Source organism: Rhizobium sp. CIAT894 (genome assembly GCF_000172795.2).
GTDB lineage: Bacteria > Pseudomonadota > Alphaproteobacteria > Rhizobiales > Rhizobiaceae > Rhizobium.
This window is the reverse complement of the sequence record NZ_CP020947.1, coordinates 1,147,833-1,162,601: the sequence shown is the minus strand read 5'-3', so window position 1 is coordinate 1,162,601 and position 14,769 is coordinate 1,147,833. Positions and strand designations below refer to the sequence as shown.

The 14,769-nt window shown below is 63.4% G+C and carries 17 protein-coding genes; 11 read left to right on the top strand and 6 right to left on the bottom strand.

Going from position 1 to position 14,769, the window contains the following annotated elements; all coding sequences use genetic code 11:
• Positions 1-36: 36 nt before the first annotated feature.
• Positions 37-2,334, bottom strand: a complete 2,298-nt coding sequence (locus tag RHEC894_RS05735) for an EAL domain-containing protein (protein WP_085736580.1) — start codon at positions 2,332-2,334, stop codon at positions 37-39.
• 249 nt (positions 2,335-2,583) lie between these two features.
• On the opposite strand from RHEC894_RS05735, the gene RHEC894_RS05730 reads away from it, so the two are divergent.
• The 7 genes from RHEC894_RS05730 to RHEC894_RS05700 all read left to right on the top strand — a co-directional run bounded on the left by RHEC894_RS05730 (position 2,584) and on the right by RHEC894_RS05700 (position 8,112).
• Positions 2,584-3,951 carry a TIGR03808 family TAT-translocated repetitive protein gene (locus RHEC894_RS05730; protein ID WP_085736579.1) on the top strand — a complete coding sequence of 456 codons (1,368 nt, stop codon included), beginning with the start codon at positions 2,584-2,586 and terminating at the stop codon, positions 3,949-3,951.
• A gap of 164 nt (positions 3,952-4,115) precedes the next feature.
• Positions 4,116-4,418 (top strand): type II toxin-antitoxin system MqsR family toxin, encoded by a 303-nt coding sequence (locus tag RHEC894_RS05725; protein WP_010069643.1) that lies wholly within the window; start codon positions 4,116-4,118, stop codon positions 4,416-4,418.
• Between the two features lie 41 nt (positions 4,419-4,459).
• Positions 4,460-4,828, top strand: a complete 369-nt coding sequence (locus RHEC894_RS05720) for a type II toxin-antitoxin system MqsA family antitoxin (protein ID WP_010069642.1) — start codon at positions 4,460-4,462, stop codon at positions 4,826-4,828.
• Between the two features lie 206 nt (positions 4,829-5,034).
• Complete coding sequence (locus RHEC894_RS05715) at positions 5,035-5,946, top strand: MBL fold metallo-hydrolase (protein WP_085736577.1); 912 nt, start codon at positions 5,035-5,037, stop codon at positions 5,944-5,946.
• Positions 5,947-6,010: 64 nt separating this feature from the next.
• On the top strand, positions 6,011-6,679 hold the full coding sequence (locus RHEC894_RS05710; protein ID WP_010069640.1) for a nitroreductase: 669 nt from the start codon (positions 6,011-6,013) through the stop codon (positions 6,677-6,679).
• Positions 6,680-6,756: 77 nt separating this feature from the next.
• Positions 6,757-7,329, top strand: coding sequence for an NADPH-dependent FMN reductase (locus RHEC894_RS05705; RefSeq protein WP_085736576.1), 573 nt, complete (start codon positions 6,757-6,759; stop codon positions 7,327-7,329).
• A 117-nt stretch (positions 7,330-7,446) separates the two neighbouring features.
• Positions 7,447-8,112 (top strand): glutathione S-transferase family protein, encoded by a 666-nt coding sequence (locus RHEC894_RS05700; RefSeq protein WP_085736575.1) that lies wholly within the window; start codon positions 7,447-7,449, stop codon positions 8,110-8,112.
• Positions 8,113-8,114: 2 nt separating this feature from the next.
• Here RHEC894_RS05700 and RHEC894_RS05695 read toward each other — a convergent pair whose 3' ends face one another.
• Complete coding sequence (locus RHEC894_RS05695) at positions 8,115-9,011, bottom strand: LysR substrate-binding domain-containing protein (RefSeq protein ID WP_010068807.1); 897 nt, start codon at positions 9,009-9,011, stop codon at positions 8,115-8,117.
• A 110-nt stretch (positions 9,012-9,121) separates the two neighbouring features.
• Between RHEC894_RS05695 and RHEC894_RS05690 the strand changes: the two genes are divergently transcribed.
• Both RHEC894_RS05690 and RHEC894_RS05685 read left to right on the top strand, forming a co-directional pair.
• Positions 9,122-9,310: a hypothetical protein gene (locus tag RHEC894_RS05690; RefSeq protein ID WP_010068806.1), complete on the top strand. Its 189-nt coding sequence runs from the start codon at positions 9,122-9,124 to the stop codon at positions 9,308-9,310.
• Positions 9,311-9,347: 37 nt separating this feature from the next.
• Positions 9,348-9,713 carry an MmcQ/YjbR family DNA-binding protein gene (locus tag RHEC894_RS05685; RefSeq protein WP_085736574.1) on the top strand — a complete coding sequence of 122 codons (366 nt, stop codon included), beginning with the start codon at positions 9,348-9,350 and terminating at the stop codon, positions 9,711-9,713.
• A 36-nt stretch (positions 9,714-9,749) separates the two neighbouring features.
• Here the strand turns inward: RHEC894_RS05685 and RHEC894_RS05680 are convergent, their stop codons facing one another.
• Entirely contained in the window at positions 9,750-10,256 is a 507-nt protein-coding gene (locus RHEC894_RS05680; protein WP_085736573.1) for a GNAT family N-acetyltransferase, read from the bottom strand.
• Positions 10,257-10,288: 32 nt separating this feature from the next.
• Complete coding sequence (locus RHEC894_RS05675) at positions 10,289-10,909, bottom strand: glutathione S-transferase (protein WP_085736572.1); 621 nt, start codon at positions 10,907-10,909, stop codon at positions 10,289-10,291.
• Positions 10,910-11,227: 318 nt separating this feature from the next.
• On the opposite strand from RHEC894_RS05675, the gene RHEC894_RS05670 reads away from it, so the two are divergent.
• Entirely contained in the window at positions 11,228-12,166 is a 939-nt protein-coding gene (locus RHEC894_RS05670) for an IS110 family transposase (protein WP_085735979.1), read from the top strand.
• 256 nt (positions 12,167-12,422) lie between these two features.
• Here the strand turns inward: RHEC894_RS05670 and RHEC894_RS05665 are convergent, their stop codons facing one another.
• Positions 12,423-12,779, bottom strand: coding sequence for a hypothetical protein (locus tag RHEC894_RS05665; protein ID WP_010066995.1), 357 nt, complete (start codon positions 12,777-12,779; stop codon positions 12,423-12,425).
• Between the two features lie 142 nt (positions 12,780-12,921).
• Between RHEC894_RS05665 and RHEC894_RS05660 the strand changes: the two genes are divergently transcribed.
• Positions 12,922-13,677 carry a DeoR/GlpR family DNA-binding transcription regulator gene (locus RHEC894_RS05660; RefSeq protein WP_085736571.1) on the top strand — a complete coding sequence of 252 codons (756 nt, stop codon included), beginning with the start codon at positions 12,922-12,924 and terminating at the stop codon, positions 13,675-13,677.
• 66 nt (positions 13,678-13,743) lie between these two features.
• Here the strand turns inward: RHEC894_RS05660 and RHEC894_RS05655 are convergent, their stop codons facing one another.
• The gene (locus RHEC894_RS05655) at positions 13,744-14,751 is read right to left on the bottom strand and encodes an asparaginase (RefSeq protein WP_085736570.1); all 1,008 of its coding nucleotides are present in this window, start codon (positions 14,749-14,751) and stop codon (positions 13,744-13,746) included.
• Between the last annotated feature and the right edge of the window lie 18 nt (positions 14,752-14,769).

Sequence of the window (14,769 nt, the reverse complement as noted above, 5' to 3'; positions counted from 1 at the left end):
CGATCGCGGCGACCGGCAGGCTGGTGAAACGCGGCTTCAGAGGCTGCGCGCCCGCAGCAAGGCCGGGATCTCCTCCGGGAAGACGGGTTTAGAAAAGCGGTAGCCTTGCGCCTCCTCGCAGCGGGCGTGCCGCAGGAAATCCATCTGGGCGTCGGTTTCCACACCTTCGGCCAGGACCGAAAGCTTTAGCGTCCGGGCGAGCGAAATGACCGCCGAGGCGATGGCGACGGCGGTTTTGTCGCCGGGCAGCGCCTCGACCAGCGAGCGGTCCATCTTCAGGCGGTCGAAGGGGAAGGTCTTCAGCGCCGCCAGGCTGGAATAGCCGGAGCCGAAATCGTCGATCGACAGGCGCACGCCGAGCACCCGCAGCGATTCCATCATGGCGAGCGCCCGTTCTGCATCCTGCATCACCACGCTTTCGGTGACCTCGAGCTCCAGCCAGCGGGCCTGCAGGCGGTGGCGCTCCAGCGCCTCGGCGACGTGGGTTGCGAAATCCGGATCGGCAAACTGCTTGGCGGAGACGTTGACGGCGACGGTCAGCGGCGCCAAGCCCATATCCTGCCAGTGGCGCGCCTGGCGGCAGGCTTCGTTCAGCACCCAGAGGCCAAGGGGAACGATAAGGCCGGTCTCTTCGGCGAGCGGAATGAAATTGACCGGCGGCACCCTGCCCTTGGCCGGATGGTTCCAGCGCACCAGCGCCTCGATGCCGGTGATACGGCCGGTGGCGACATCGACCTGCGGCTGGTACTGCAGGAACAGCTGGTCGCCGGTAATCGCCTGATGCAGTTCCTCCTGCTCGCCGAGCGGCATTCCCACAGGTACGCCGCCGCCGTCGTGATGCTGCAACGTGTTGCGGCCAAGCTCCTTGGCGCGATACATGGCGCGGTCGGCATTGGCGAGCAGCTCTTCCGAGGTTGCGCCATCGAAGGGGAAGGCGGCGACACCGATGCTGGAGGTGACGGCGAATTCGCCGCCGTCGCCGCGGACCGGCCGGTTGATCGCCTTCTGCAATTCGCGAAGGCGGCGGGTGATGCCGGCATCATGGCTCGACTGGTGGACGAGCACCACCAGGAATTCGTCGCCGCCGAGACGCACCACCATATCGGACGCCCTGACGCTGTTGGCCATGCGGGCGGCGATTTCCTTCAGCACCTCGTCGCCGGCGGCGTGGCCGCGACCGTCGTTGATGTCCTTGAAATTGTCGAGATCGATATAGGCGACGGTGACCTTGCGGTTGTTGCGCCGGGCCTGGTCGAGGATTTTCGCCAGCCGTTCCTTGAGGAAGGCGCGGTTCGGCAGGCCGGTCAAATCGTCATGATGGGCCATGAAATGAATGCGGTCGTCGACCCGCTTGCGCTCGATGGCGATGCCGGCGATGTGGGTGGCGAGCGCCACCAGCTTTATCTCGTGCTCGGTCGGACGACGGACCTGCCTGGAATAGAGCGCGAAGGTGCCGAGCACATTGTTCTGCGCCGTGGCGATCGGCGTCGACCAGCAGGAGCGGAAACCGAATGGCGCAACAAGCGCACGAAAATCCTCCCAGAGCGGATCGGCCATGATGTCTTCGACGACCACTGCCTGGCCGCGCCACGCGGCGGTGCCGCAGGAGCCGACCTTGGGACCGATCGTGACGCCATCGATGAGGCGGCTATAGCCGCCGGGAAGGTTGGGAGCCGCGCCGTGATAGAGCCTCGTGCCCTCGCCGTCGAGCAGCAGCACCGAGCCGTCGATATCCGTCAGCTGCGCCTCGATCATCAGCACCAGCGCTTCGAGGATCATCGGCAATGGCTCGTTGCGGGCGATCATTTCGAGCAATTTCGCCTGGCCGCGATGGAGGTCTTCCTGGAGCTTGCGCTCGGTGATATCTCGGGAAACGCCGATCAGGCCGACGATCTCGCCGCGATCGTTGCGCAGCGGTATCTTCGAGGTCAGCCGGCATATCTGCTTTTTGCCGCCGGGAAGGAAGTAGCTTTCCTCCATGTCGATGCGGGCTTGGCCCGTCGCCATGATCTGCTGCTCGATATCAAAATGCCGCCGCGCCGTCTCGAAATCGAACAGGTCGAAATCACGTTTTCCGGTGATCAGGTCAGCGCTCTGCAGGCCGAGGCTGCTGGCCGTGACGGCGTTGGCGAAGACGAAGCGGCTGTCACGATCCTTGACGTAGAGAAAGTCCGGAAGTTCGTGGACGATCGCCTTCAGGCGCAGGTTCTCGATGCCTTCGGAGAGGTGGTGGGCGGTCGAGGCCATCATCGCCTCCGTCGCGGCGACGATGCGCCGCGTTTCGGCCGACAGAGCATCGGCCGGCTCCCATCGCCTGGCACTCGGTTCCTGCATGACGCCATTCTCCCCGCCGGCCGAAGGCCGTACCCGCAAAACCCCTAAAATTCCCTTCAAAGTAGTCCCCATTTCCTTCGGCTTGCTTAAATGAAAGGGTGAACGAGAGGACAATATCGGCGGCGATATCCTGCCGTCCGCTTCAGCGGCAACGGCAATCCGGCCTGCCCGGTGCCCCGCTTGTGCCAAAAGAATGCAGGCCATCTGGCACGTTTTCTGCTACGGGCGGTCATGACATGTGATCCCCGGATGCCTTCACGCCGCGACATGCTTTTCTTTCTCGCCGCTTCGGCCGTCGTAGGAGGGACGTCGCGTGCACTGGCCTCGCCGCTGACGGCTGCCGGGCAACCCGATCTGCGCGGCGCGATCGGCGCGGTGGAATATCGCGCCATTCCCGACAGCGGTGACCGCAAGACCCGCAACCTGCAGCAGATGATCGAACAAGCGGCGCGCGAAAACGTGCCGGTCTTCCTGCCGCCCGGCACCTACAAGGTCTCCAATCTCACTTTGCCCGACAATACCCGCATCACGGGCGTGCCCGGCGCCTCGCGGATCGTCTATACCGGCGAAGGTCACCTGTTTTCAGCCGAGAACGTCCGCCGCATCGAGCTTTCCAATCTCGTCATCGACGGCGGCAACCGGAGGCTCGGCGATTATGCCGGCGCGCTCGTGCAATTGACCGGCGTCGACGAGGTGCTGATCGACAATTGCGAGATCGGCGGCAGCCGTAAACACGGGCTGCAACTGGAGCGCTGCGGTGGGCGGGTCGAGCGCAGCCGCATTTCGGGTGCTGCCCAAGCAGGGCTGTATGCGGTCGATTCCGCCAATCTCTCGGCCACGGGAAATACGATCACGGATTGCGGCAATGGCGGCATTCTGGTGCATCGCTGGAAGCAGGCGGAGGACGGCACGGTGGTTTCCGGCAACCGCATCTTCAACATCCGCGCCAATGACGGCGGCACCGGCCAGAACGGCAACGGCATCAATATTTTCCGCGCCGACGGGGTGATGGTGGTGAACAACCACGTCTCCGACTGCGCCTTCACGGCGATCCGCGCCAATTCGGCCTCCGACATCCAGATCAGCAACAATCAGTGCCGGCGATCCGGCGAGACGGCGATCTATGTCGAATTCGCCTTCGAGGGCGCGGTGGTTTCCGCCAACATGATCGACGGGGCGGCGAACGGGATCTCGATCGCCAATTTCGACGAGGGCGGCAGGCTGGCAAGCGTCACCGGCAATGTCGTGCGCAACCTGACGCTGAAAGGCCCCTACCAGCACGAGGTCGGTTTCGGCATCGGGATTGCAGCGGAGGCCGATACGCTGATTTCAGGCAATGTGATCGAAGGCGCGCCGCGCTGGGGAATGCAGATCGGCTGGGGTCCCTATCTCAGAAACGTCGTCGTCAGCGGCAATGTGGTGCGCAAGGCACCGGTCGGCTGCGCCGTCTCGGTCGCCGATGGCGCCGGCACCGCCGTCATCACCGACAACATCTTCCAGGAAACCACCGAAGGGGCGGTTTTAGGCTTTGAGTGGGAGAAGAAAGTCTCCGGCGAGATGGCCGGCGGCGGCGCGCCCTATGCGCAGCTGACCGTCGAGCGAAACCGCGCGTCGTAATGAAAGCATTTGCTTCCGCCGGCCGGAGCAATGCTTTACCTCTTCATTTTCACGAAATTTCCGTGAAACTCCGGGCTCGTTTTCACAATGATAGCACCTTAGGGGAACGCATTGATCACGCGATATGCGGACTTGAAATTTTACCCTGAGAGGGTAATTTAAGCATGGAAAAGCGGAAGGCCCACTACAACCTCGCGGCGATCATCGCCATCGTCAGGGAGCGAAAGGCGGCAGCCTTCACCAAAAGCGCCATCGATGGCGGGAGATCGATGGGATTGACCACTTCGGAGATGATCGACGTCGTCTCCGGGCTTAGGAATACCCACCTTTATAAGTCGATGACGACGTATAACGACACCACAATCTGGCAGGATGTTTATCACGCCAATACGCCGGCCGGGAAGGCTTATATCAAAGTCACGCTGAGGGAAGACGGTGCACCCGTCATCCAATTCAAGGAGTTGTAACAATGGCCAGGATATGTGTTTGCTGTGACGCAAAGTCCGAAATGACGCCATTCTTCAACGAAACTCACCACATTGCTTTTCGCAATCTGAAAGCGGACGTCGAAGGCTTGTCGGGGTTTCGTTGCGGCGCATGCGGCGAGATCGAGTATGATCAGGTCAGTGCTGAGCGTTATGCCCAGGCCAGTGATGCGCTGGTTCTGCAGGATAGGCGAGCGGTCGGCGAGGATCTGCGTCGAATTCGCAAGAAACTGCGCCTCAATCAGACTGAAGCGTCTGCGCTGACGGGGGGTGGGCACAATGCCTTCTCTCGCTATGAGACGGGAAAGGTCAGTCCGCCGCCTGCCGTCGTCAATCTCTTTCGTCTGCTCGAGCGGCATCCGGACGATGTAGAGGAATTGCGACGCGCATAACCGGCATTTTGCAAGCCAAGCTGAAGCCGTTCAGGGGGCCGAAGCCGGGGTACAATGGCGCAGTCCGCGCTGCATCGCCCGCACGCCCTTGGGCATATCCATCCCTACGTCCGACGTACGCCTCCTAGACCTGGGTGTGATTACGTCTCCGTTGCGAACGGAGATAATGAACCACATCAGAAACGGACAGTCAGGAGGAGACGAGCATGGACACTATCTCACGCCCCGGTAGAGCAAAACCCGACGAATTGGTTCCGTCGCGCTACTCGCTGCAGATCGGCGAGATCGACGTCATGGTGGTCAGCGATGGCGTGCTGACGCTGCCGGGCGCGATGCTCGGCCACAACGCCGATCCGGCCGTCCGGTCGGCCTGGCTGGACCATAATTTCCTGCCGACGGAGACGCTCGACTGGGGGCTGAACGTGGTCGTGGTGCGGAGCGGCGGCCAAACCATACTACTCGATGCCGGGCTTGGGGCGGACCCGAACTTGAACCTGCCGCGCGCCGGGCAACTGGCCCATCGACTGGAGGCCGCCGGCATCGATCTTGCCTCCGTGACCGATGTGGTGCTGACCCATATGCACATGGACCATATTGGCATGCTGCTGGTCGACGGGGTGAAGGAGCAGCTGCGTCCGGACCTGCGCATCCACGTGGCGGCGGCCGAGGTCAAGTTCTGGACGTCGCCCGATTTCTCCCATGTCTCCATGCCGCCGGGCTTCCCGGACGCACTTCGGCAGGCGGCCAAGCGGTTCGCGGAAGAATATGGCAGCCATCTGCAGACATTCGAGGAGGAGTACACGGTGGCGCCCGGCGTGGTCGTCACGCGCACCGGCGGCCACACCCCCGGGCACAGCGTGATCCGCCTGGCCTCCGGCAGCGACCGGCTGATGTTTGCCGGCGACGCCGTGTTCGCGGTCGGGTTCGAGCACCCCGACTGGTTCAACGGCTTCGAACACGACCCGGAAGAGGCGGCCCGCGTCCGCGTCCGTCTTTTGCGGGAGCTTTCGGCGACCGGCGAGCTGCTGGTGGCCACTCACTTGCCATTCCCGTCCATCGGCCATGTGGCGATCGAAGGCGACGCCTTCCGTTGGGTGCCGATCTTCTGGGACTACTGACCGCTTGCGGGTCGGGGCTGAACTGGACGCCGCCGTTTGAACGAAACGGCGCATGGAGGCGATCATGGACGTATATGAGGCAGTCACAAGCCGGCGGTCGGTGCGTGGGTTCAAAGACAAGCCTGTGGCGAGGGAGGTGCTCGAGCGCGTGCTCGCGGCCGCAGCCTGGTCGCCATCGGGGTCGAACATCCAGCCGTGGAATACCTATGTGATGACCGGCGCACCGCTGGCCGAGCTCAAGACATCGGCCGTCGAGCGCGTGGCCCATGGCGACGCCTGGGACAAGCGGCAATACGAGATGTATCCATCCACACTGAAATCCCCCTACGGGGAGCGCCGATCCGCCTTCGGCAAGGAGCGCTACAGCGCGCTCGGCATTGCCCGTGAGGATTGGGAGGCGCGCCAGCGGGCGGCAATCGCCAACTGGAATTGTTTCGGCGCACCCGCCGCGCTGTTCTGCTACATCGACGATGATCTGGGCCTGCCCCAATGGGCCGATGTCGGCATGTATCTGCAGACCGTCATGCTGCTGCTGCGTGCCGAAGGCCTGCACAGTTGCCCGCAGATGGCGTGGTCGCAGGTTCGCGAAACGGTGGCGGAGGCCTTGTCGCCGCCGGACGGGCTCGTCCTCTTCTGCGGCATGTCGATCGGCTACGAAGACCCCACGGTCAGTTACGCCCGCACGGGCCGCGCGCCGCTTGCCGAGACGGTCACGTTCCTCGGCGATGCGTGACTTGCGCTCAGAGGACCAGAGGGCCATGATCCCTACGTGTGATACGTTCTTAATCATGCGTGATATCGGAGAACGCCATGACCACGCATAAAGTCGGTTACCTCATCGGCAGCCTCGCCAAGGGCTCGATCAATCGCAAGCTCGCCAAGGCCCTGGTGCGATTGGCTCCGCCGGAACTTGAAATGTCGGAAATATCCTTCAAGGACCTGCCGCTCTACAGCTACGATTATGACGCCGACTACCCTCCGGCCGGCAGGGCATTCAAGGCTGATATCGCCGCCGTCGACGCCGTGCTGTTCGTCACCCCCGAATACAATCGATCCATCCCCGGCGGGCTGAAAAACGCGATCGACTGGGCAAGCCGCCCCTATGGCACCAACTCGTTCACCCGCAAGCCGTCGGCGGTGATCGGCACGTCGCCGGGCGCGATCGGCACGGCGGTCGCCCAGCAGAATTTGCGCAGCGTGCTCAGTTTCTGCAACTCCCCGCAGATGAATGCCCCGGAAGCCTATATCCAGTTCACGCCGGGGCTGATCACCGATGACGGCGATGTCACCGACGACGCCACCACCAAGTTCCTCCGCACGTTCATGGAGGACTTCCATGTCTTCGTCGCAAGGGTTCGCTCCGTGCTGCCGAAAGATGCCTGAAACAGCTCGCGGAATTGCTTGTTATCAAAAGCTTTCATCGTCCCATCAGCGCCAGGGACTTTTCCGGGGCCGATCGGGCATCTACCCTTCCTCGCACAACATCGCGGGGAAACGTTCATGCTGACAATCTACGGGGTCTATCGATCGCGCGCCTCACGCGTCTACTGGATGGCGGAGGAGCTTGGGCTCGACTTTCAGTCGGTGCCGGTGCTGCAGGCAAGACGGCTCGCAGATCCGCTGGCGCCTCAGGCGCCGCTCAACACGCACTCGGCTGATTTCATCGCCGTCAACCCGATGGCGCAGATCCCCAGCATTCGGGACGGCGACCTCGTCATGCACGAGTCGCTGGCGATCAATCTCTACCTCGCGCGCAAACATGGCGGGCCGCTTTCCGGCAAAACCGTCGAAGAAGACGGATTGCTGACGATGTGGACGGTCTGGGCGGCGGCGGAGGTCGAGCCGCAGACGGTGAAGATCGTGCTGACCTATGATAACGGCCTCGAAAACAGCGATGCCGGCAAAGAGACGATCGCCGTCGCCTGCCGCTCGCTGCGCCGGCCGCTGGCGGTTCTCGAAGGCCATCTGGCCGGCCGGCAATGGATCGTCGGCGACCGCTTCACCGTCGCCGACCTCAACCTCGCCGAGGTGCTGCGCTACGCCCAAAGCGAAGAGGCGCTGTTCCAGGCGCATCCGAATATCAAAGCCTGGATCGAACGCTGCCAGTCGCGTGCCGCCTACAAGGCGATGCAGGCGACGCGGGCCAAAGAACCGATCGAAGTGTGAAATTATGGGAAGAGGGCCAGGGTGCCGGCCATTTCCTCTCGGATCCAGGCCTTGAAATCCTTGACCTTCTTCGGCTCGCGCATGCCTTCGGAAGTGACGAAATAATGACCGAAGCCGGTCCGCGCCCGGATGCCGAAGGGGGCGACGAGCCGACCTTCGGCAAGCGCGAAAGCGGCAAGCGTCTGCCAGGCAAGCATGACGCCCTGGCCGGCAATCGCCGCATCGAGGCAAAGCGAGGCGTCGTTGAAGACGTGGCGGGTCGCCGGTGTTGCGCCTGACAGCCCCGCCTCCCGCATCCAGACCTCCCAACCGAACATGGCGCGGCCGTCGACGACAGCAGGCAGCGTCAGGATATCGGCAGGCTCCTTCAACTGCGCCGCCATCTCCGGCGAGCAGACGGGGAATACCTCCTGCTCCAGGAGCAGCTCGGCCTTCACGTCAGGCCATTTGCCGGTGCCGACACGGATGCCGATATCGACGTCACAGATGGCCGGATTGACGAGATTGGTCGTTGCATCGAGCCGCAGCTTGATCTCGGGGTGGCGCTCGGCGAAACGGTCGAGCCGGCAGACCAGCCAGCGGGCGGCAAAAACCGGCGCCACCGAGATGGTCAGGATCGTATCGTCCTTGCGCCCTGCGATCGACACGGCGGCCGAAAGACGGGCAAAACCCTCATCGAGCGCCAGCAGCACCGGCCGGCTGGCTTCTGTCGGGATCATTCCGCGGGCGGTGCGCTCGAAAATCACCAGGCCAAGCTGGGCTTCGGCCTTGATCACCTGCTGGCTGACAGCGCCGACCGAGACGCCGAGCTCGTCGGCGGCGGCCTGCAGCGAGCCGAGGCGACCGACGGCTTCGAGCGCCCTGAGGCCGTTGAGATGGACCGTGTTCAGGTTTTTCATATAGTTTTTCTATAGCGGTTCCGCGTGAATCTCAATTGAAAATCCGCTTGGCGGAGCCGACATTGTAGCAGCGATCAATATCCTCACCGCTGGAGAAAGCGAGGCATGCCATGTCGTTGCTGAAGTTTTTCTTGAGGCCAGCAGTTCATGCGGGCAACGCCGAAATGGCCGACGCCTGGAAGGACGATCCGCTGCGCCATCCCGAGGTCGAGCGCATGTCCATGCGCGAAATCGCCGATCTGCCGCTCGGGACGCCCGGCTTTCCCGCCGAAGCCAAGCCGCTGGCGAAATGCGCCTGAAAACATGTTAGGTTCGCCCCGGCAGAAGGGCGAAACGATGGCAGACACTGTTGCCGCGATCTTCGAACGCTTGAAACGGTTGGCAGCGGAAGCCGGCCTGCTCGATGTCGAGGAGAGCACGTCCTATGGCAACCCGGCGCTGAAGGTCGGCGGCAAGAGCTTCGCCGCAGTGAAGAACGCCGAGACGATCGTGATCTCGATTTCGCTCGACGACAAGGATCACCTGCTGGAGATGGCGCCCGACATCTACTTCCAGACCGATCATTATGTCGGCTGGCCGCATCTGCCGGTGCGCGCCACCATGATCAGCGACGAAGAACTGCGGTTGCGGCTGACCGGCGCCTGGCTATTCCGGGCGCCGAGGAAAGTTGCCGAGCGGTTTGAACATCGGCCCCGATCCTGATCGGGCCGCCCGGACGTGCGCAGCGGTCGGCGCATTTTAAGCCAGCGCCGGCTTATCAGCAGATATCTGCCAGCAAATGACGGGGCCGTCTTCGGGATCGATGCGCTCGCCGATGCGGATAAATCCGTTGCGTTCGAGGACACGCTGCGAGGCGATGTTTTCCACCCCGGTTTCGGCGGAGAGCCGCGTCACACGCGGATCTTTGCGCGCCCATTCGAGCAGCTGGCCGATGGCGCGCGTCGCGCATCCGCGCCGCTCACGGCTGGGCGCAATCCCATAACCGATATGGATTTCGCCGTTTTCAGGTGCGCGGATGACGGAGCACAGCCCGACGATCTCGCCCGCCTCGACAATCATCCAGGCCGACGGGCTAAATCTGGCGCCGATCTCGGCTGCAATCCCGGCCAGCATCTCCAGGACCTCAGGAGGGGCGATGACGCTATCGCAGACCAGGCGGGTATTTGCGGGCGCGGAGCCTTTCAGCAGCGCGTCGAAATCATCAGCAGACAGCTCGACGATCATGTTTTTCTCGACATTGAACATGTGCCGGTCTCCAAGCCCGGTATGGCGGCAGATCAGCCTCGGTCGAAGGCCAGTGCCCGCTGGACGGCCGGGCGCTGCAGCATGCGGGCGTGGTGGTCGCTGACTTTTGCGAAGCGGGCGGGATCGACGCCGTCAGACGGCAGCCAGCCGGTCATGACGAAGAGATAGGGATCGGCGAGCGAATAGGTCTCGCCCATCACCCAGGGGCCCTCGAACATCGTCTCTTCGATCAGGGTGAAACAATCCGCCATATTTTGCGGCACCTTCGCCTTCATCGCCTCGAGCGCCGCCGGATCGTCGGCCCAGCGGGAGCCGCGCGGGCGGTGGGCATGGTTCACATGCACGGTCGAGCAGAGATAGCTGCTGAAGGACTGCAGCCGCGCCATTTCGAAGACATCGCCGAGCGGCGCCAGTTTGGCGGCCGGCGCGCTTTCCGCGATAAAGCCGAGGATCGCCGGCGTTTCCGTCAGCACGCCGCGCTCGGTGACAAGTGCCGGCACCCGGCCCTTCGGGTTGATGTTCAGATAATCCGGGGAGCGCTGTTCGCCATTGGCGAAGCTGAGCTTCCTGGTTTCGAAGGCGAGGCCCGATTCCTCCAGGACAATAAGGCTTGCGAGCGCGCAGGTTCCCGGCGCGTAGTACAATGTCAGCATGGTTCTCGTCTCCCTTTCGGCCGCTGGTATAGCGCAGGGATCGGTGCGCCGGAACTGGGGAGATGGCGTTTTGTCTCTGCGTGGCGGGGACGAGGGGCAATGATCGGCGTGCCGTGCGGCCCCCTTGTATCTGCACGTTAGTAATTTCGTGCGATGGAAGCGATTGAGCCTCTGGCCGGGTGGCCACCCGGCCAGAGGCGTGACGAAGTCGCCCGTCCCCCCTCCGGTTACAACCGTGGATGAGCCTGGGATCTTCGTCATCGTCACGTACGACCGAATAGTCGCTTGGCTTCAACCGCACGCACAAGGCAGGTTACCGTGAACAGAGTTATATGTGGAGTGGATGTTTCGAAAGACTGGCTGGATGCGCATATCCGCCCATCCGGGACGTTTAAGCGTTTCGGCAACGATGCGGCCGGCATCGGCGCGCTTGCTGGGCTCTGCCGGGCCGAGAATGTCGAACTCGTCGTCATGGAGGCGTCGGGCGGTTACGAGCGGCAGGCCTTCCTGCTGTTGTGGGAGTTTGGGATCGCCTGCGCGCTTGCCAATCCGCGCCATGTGCGCCGCTTTGCCGAGGCCATGGGCTTTCTGGAAAAGACCGACCGCATCGACGCGGCGATGATCGCCCATTACGCCGAGACCAAGCGGCTGTCTGCCCTGTCGCCGCCGAAAGCCGCGCAGTTGCGCCTGTCGGCGCTGATGACGCGGCTGTCCCAAGTCACGCGAGACCTGATCGTTCAAAAGCAGCGCCGCAGTGCGGCCGGCGATGGGGCGATCGTGGAAAGCCTCGACGAGGTGATTGCGCTTTTGATGCGCCAGGGCAGCAGGCTGGAAGGCGAGATTGCCTCAATGATCGATGACGATCCGCTCTGGGCCTGCCTCAATCGGGCCTTTCGCTCGGTCAAGGGTGTGGCCGACCGCACCGTTGCCCGGCTGATGGGCGAATTGCCCGAAATCGGCCGGATCTCCAACAAGGCGATCGTCAAGCTGGCCGGCCTGGCGCCGATTGCCAACGACAGCGGCAAACGCAGCGGTCCCCGGCCGGTGCGCGGCGGACGCTCCGGACCGCGCGGCATCCTGTTCCTGGTCGCCGCCGTCGCGGCCAGACACGATCCGCATCTGGCTGCCTTCAGGCAAAGGTTGCAGAGCGCAGGCAAGCCGAAGATGGTCGTCCGTATTGCTCTCGCCCGAAAGCTCCTGGTCATTCTCAATGCAAAAGCACGAGATGCGCGAAGAGAATTCGAATGTGCAACTTGACAACCCAGATAGTCGCTCATCCGCCTGCCGGCACCTTCTCCCCGAGGGGAGAAGGGATATTGGGCAGCGCCCCACTCCCTCTCAAAGCGCCTATCGTGGAAACCGGGAAACCAGCTTGCTCTCTCTTCTCCCCAGCGGGGGTCCGAAGGACGGGTCGAGACCTGTGGCTCGACCCCGGTCGGGGGCCCGAAGGGTCGGTTGAGGGGGTGAGCGGCCTAGCCGCGAATGCGCTGAGCGCAGGCGAAGGGAAAAGCCCTCAACCGCAGCCCGGCACATCCTCCAGCCGGTGCCAAACCGGGATGCCGCGTTCCCTGGCGATGCGCACGTCGTTGTCGGCGCCCTTGGAGTCGCCTGCCAAGCGCAGCACGCCCTCGCAGAGCTGCAGCAGCCGGCCGGCGACCGGGTGGAAGATTTCCTCGTAAAGCGCATCGCCGACCGACTTGCCGCCGGCGGCGTGCCAGATCGGCAGCGCCACCCATTCGCCGATCATCGGCACGTGGCCGGCCGCAAACAGCCTGTGCGAGGGCTCTTCCAGCCGCTTCAGGTTGGCGGCCATCTTTTCCGGGTCGTCGCCCGTTCCGGACCGATAAGGCCCGGCAATCAAAATCAACATGATCCACTCCATCGCTCCGCTTGATGCGTGAGCACTCTCCCGGCGTCATGCACGGGATTTCACGAAAATGCATGATATTTCTTGAATGTCGAGTCTATTCGTGCAATTTGCGACATATCGTTTAATTTCGTGCGGAGAGACGATGCTGACGACGCAACGCAAGGCCCTCATTCTCGACATCCTGCGCCAGGACGGCCAGGTGATTGCCAAACGCGTCGCCGAGGATTTTTCGCTTTCGGAAGACACGATCCGGCGTGACCTCAGAGAAATGGCGGCGGAGGGGCTGTTGAAACGGGTGCATGGCGGGGCGATGCCGCTTTCGCCGGAACTGCCGGATTTTTCGGCGCGACGCAGCGTTTCATCGCAGATCAAGGCGCGGCTCGGGGCTAAAGCCGCGGCGATGGTCAGGCCGGGGCAGATGATCTTCCTCGACGGCGGCACGACGACGGCGGAGATCGCCAGGCACTTGCCACGCGACATGCCGCTGACGGTTGCGACCCACAGCCCGACGATCGCCGCCGAACTGGAGCACCATCCGACCGCCGAGGTCATTCTCGCCGGCGGACGGCTCTACAAACATTCGATGGTGGCGACAGGGGCAGCCGCGATGGCGGCGATCTCGCAGCTACGCCCCGACCTGTTCTTCCTCGGCGTCACCGCCGCCCATCCCGTGCACGGGCTTTCCACCGGCGATTTCGAGGAGGCGGCAATCAAGCGCCATATCGCCCGCTGCGCGGCCGAAACGCATGTGCTGCTGACGGAGGAAAAATTCGACCTCGTCTCGCCCTGCCCGGTGCTCGGCATTTCCGAGGTGGCGGGACTGATCGTGCCGGATGATATGCCGGCCGAGCGGCTGAAGCCCTATCGCGACCTCAACGACACGATCGCCGTGGCGTGATTGATCTGCGGCTTGCCCTGCCCTTACGATATCCAGAGAGCATGCTCACGCGACATGCGCGCCGGCTCATGCGGTCAGGGCGGAGGTCACCCTGATATCGCCGACATGGATGCCGTTCCAATTGCGCATCGAGGTGGCGGCAAAGCCCATCAGGGCTTCATGCACCTCGCTCTCCGTCTCGAAGAAACGGGCGAGTGTGGCGGCCACCATGGCTTCAGCGGCGCGGGTGGTGCCGTCCTCGCATTTCAGCGCGATGGCGATGCCCTTTTCCGGGATCGCGGCGCAGAAGACGCCCTCGGCGCCGGTTTTGACGAAGATGCGGCCGGCGGCGATCTGCATCAACGCCGTGCAGGCGCGGCCGGAGCCGGCGACATAGAAGGGCTCGGCCATGCAGGCCTCGATCAGCCGGCGGGATGCCTTGGCGCGCACGGGCTCCAGGCCGGCCCCGGTCGCCATTTTGGCAAAGCCGTGGGCCAGGCTGCGCAGAGGTACGGCATAGGTCGGAATCGAGCAGCCATCGGTGCCGCAACTCTCGGCGCCGAGCACGGCGCCGGTCAGGCTTTCCATCGCCGCGCGGATTTCGACCTGCAGCGGATGTTCGTAACCGACGTACCCCTTCGGATCGACATCTCCGTGGCAGCAGGCGCAGATGAAGCCGGCATGTTTTCCCGAGCAATTGTTGTGCAGCGCGGTCGGCGCATCCAGCGTACGGGCCTGCTGGATCAGGACCTTCTGGCTCATCGACCAGTGGGCGCCGCATTCCAGCGCCTCGGCATTTCGGCCGGCACGCGCGAGCATGGAGGCGGCAAGCGCCACATGCGCGTCCTCGCCATTATGCGAGGCGCAGGCCAGCGCCAGCTCCTTGTCGCCGAAACCATAGGCATCTGCCGCACCGCTTTCCACCAGCGGCAGCGCCTGCATCGCCTTGCAGGCAGAACGCGGAAAAACGGCGGCGGCGATATCGCCGAGCGAAAAAACGAGCTTGCCGTCGCCATCGACAACCGCCACCGCGCCGCGATGGCGGCTTTCGACGAGCAGGCCACGGGTGACTTCGACGGTGACGGGGTTGGTCATGAGCGCTCATCCAGGTGC

What these genes read in the sequence shown, in the direction of transcription:
- RHEC894_RS05655 (WP_085736570.1), bottom strand. Translation starts at nt 14,751, where the DNA reads ATGACCAACCCCGTCACCGTCGAAGTCACCCGTGGCCTGCTCGTCGAA.
- RHEC894_RS05690 (WP_010068806.1), top strand. Translation starts at nt 9,122, where the DNA reads ATGTCGTTGCTGAAGTTTTTCTTGAGGCCAGCAGTTCATGCGGGCAAC.
- RHEC894_RS05685 (WP_085736574.1), top strand. Translation starts at nt 9,348, where the DNA reads ATGGCAGACACTGTTGCCGCGATCTTCGAACGCTTGAAACGGTTGGCA.
- RHEC894_RS05665 (WP_010066995.1), bottom strand. Translation starts at nt 12,779, where the DNA reads ATGTTGATTTTGATTGCCGGGCCTTATCGGTCCGGAACGGGCGACGAC.
- RHEC894_RS05720 (WP_010069642.1), top strand. Translation starts at nt 4,460, where the DNA reads ATGACGCCATTCTTCAACGAAACTCACCACATTGCTTTTCGCAATCTG.
- RHEC894_RS05700 (WP_085736575.1), top strand. Translation starts at nt 7,447, where the DNA reads ATGCTGACAATCTACGGGGTCTATCGATCGCGCGCCTCACGCGTCTAC.
- RHEC894_RS05725 (WP_010069643.1), top strand. Translation starts at nt 4,116, where the DNA reads ATGGAAAAGCGGAAGGCCCACTACAACCTCGCGGCGATCATCGCCATC.
- RHEC894_RS05680 (WP_085736573.1), bottom strand. Translation starts at nt 10,256, where the DNA reads ATGTTCAATGTCGAGAAAAACATGATCGTCGAGCTGTCTGCTGATGAT.
- RHEC894_RS05705 (WP_085736576.1), top strand. Translation starts at nt 6,757, where the DNA reads ATGACCACGCATAAAGTCGGTTACCTCATCGGCAGCCTCGCCAAGGGC.
- RHEC894_RS05710 (WP_010069640.1), top strand. Translation starts at nt 6,011, where the DNA reads ATGGACGTATATGAGGCAGTCACAAGCCGGCGGTCGGTGCGTGGGTTC.
- RHEC894_RS05675 (WP_085736572.1), bottom strand. Translation starts at nt 10,909, where the DNA reads ATGCTGACATTGTACTACGCGCCGGGAACCTGCGCGCTCGCAAGCCTT.
- RHEC894_RS05735 (WP_085736580.1), bottom strand. Translation starts at nt 2,334, where the DNA reads ATGCAGGAACCGAGTGCCAGGCGATGGGAGCCGGCCGATGCTCTGTCG.
- RHEC894_RS05730 (WP_085736579.1), top strand. Translation starts at nt 2,584, where the DNA reads ATGCCTTCACGCCGCGACATGCTTTTCTTTCTCGCCGCTTCGGCCGTC.
- RHEC894_RS05660 (WP_085736571.1), top strand. Translation starts at nt 12,922, where the DNA reads ATGCTGACGACGCAACGCAAGGCCCTCATTCTCGACATCCTGCGCCAG.
- RHEC894_RS05715 (WP_085736577.1), top strand. Translation starts at nt 5,035, where the DNA reads ATGGACACTATCTCACGCCCCGGTAGAGCAAAACCCGACGAATTGGTT.
- RHEC894_RS05695 (WP_010068807.1), bottom strand. Translation starts at nt 9,011, where the DNA reads ATGAAAAACCTGAACACGGTCCATCTCAACGGCCTCAGGGCGCTCGAA.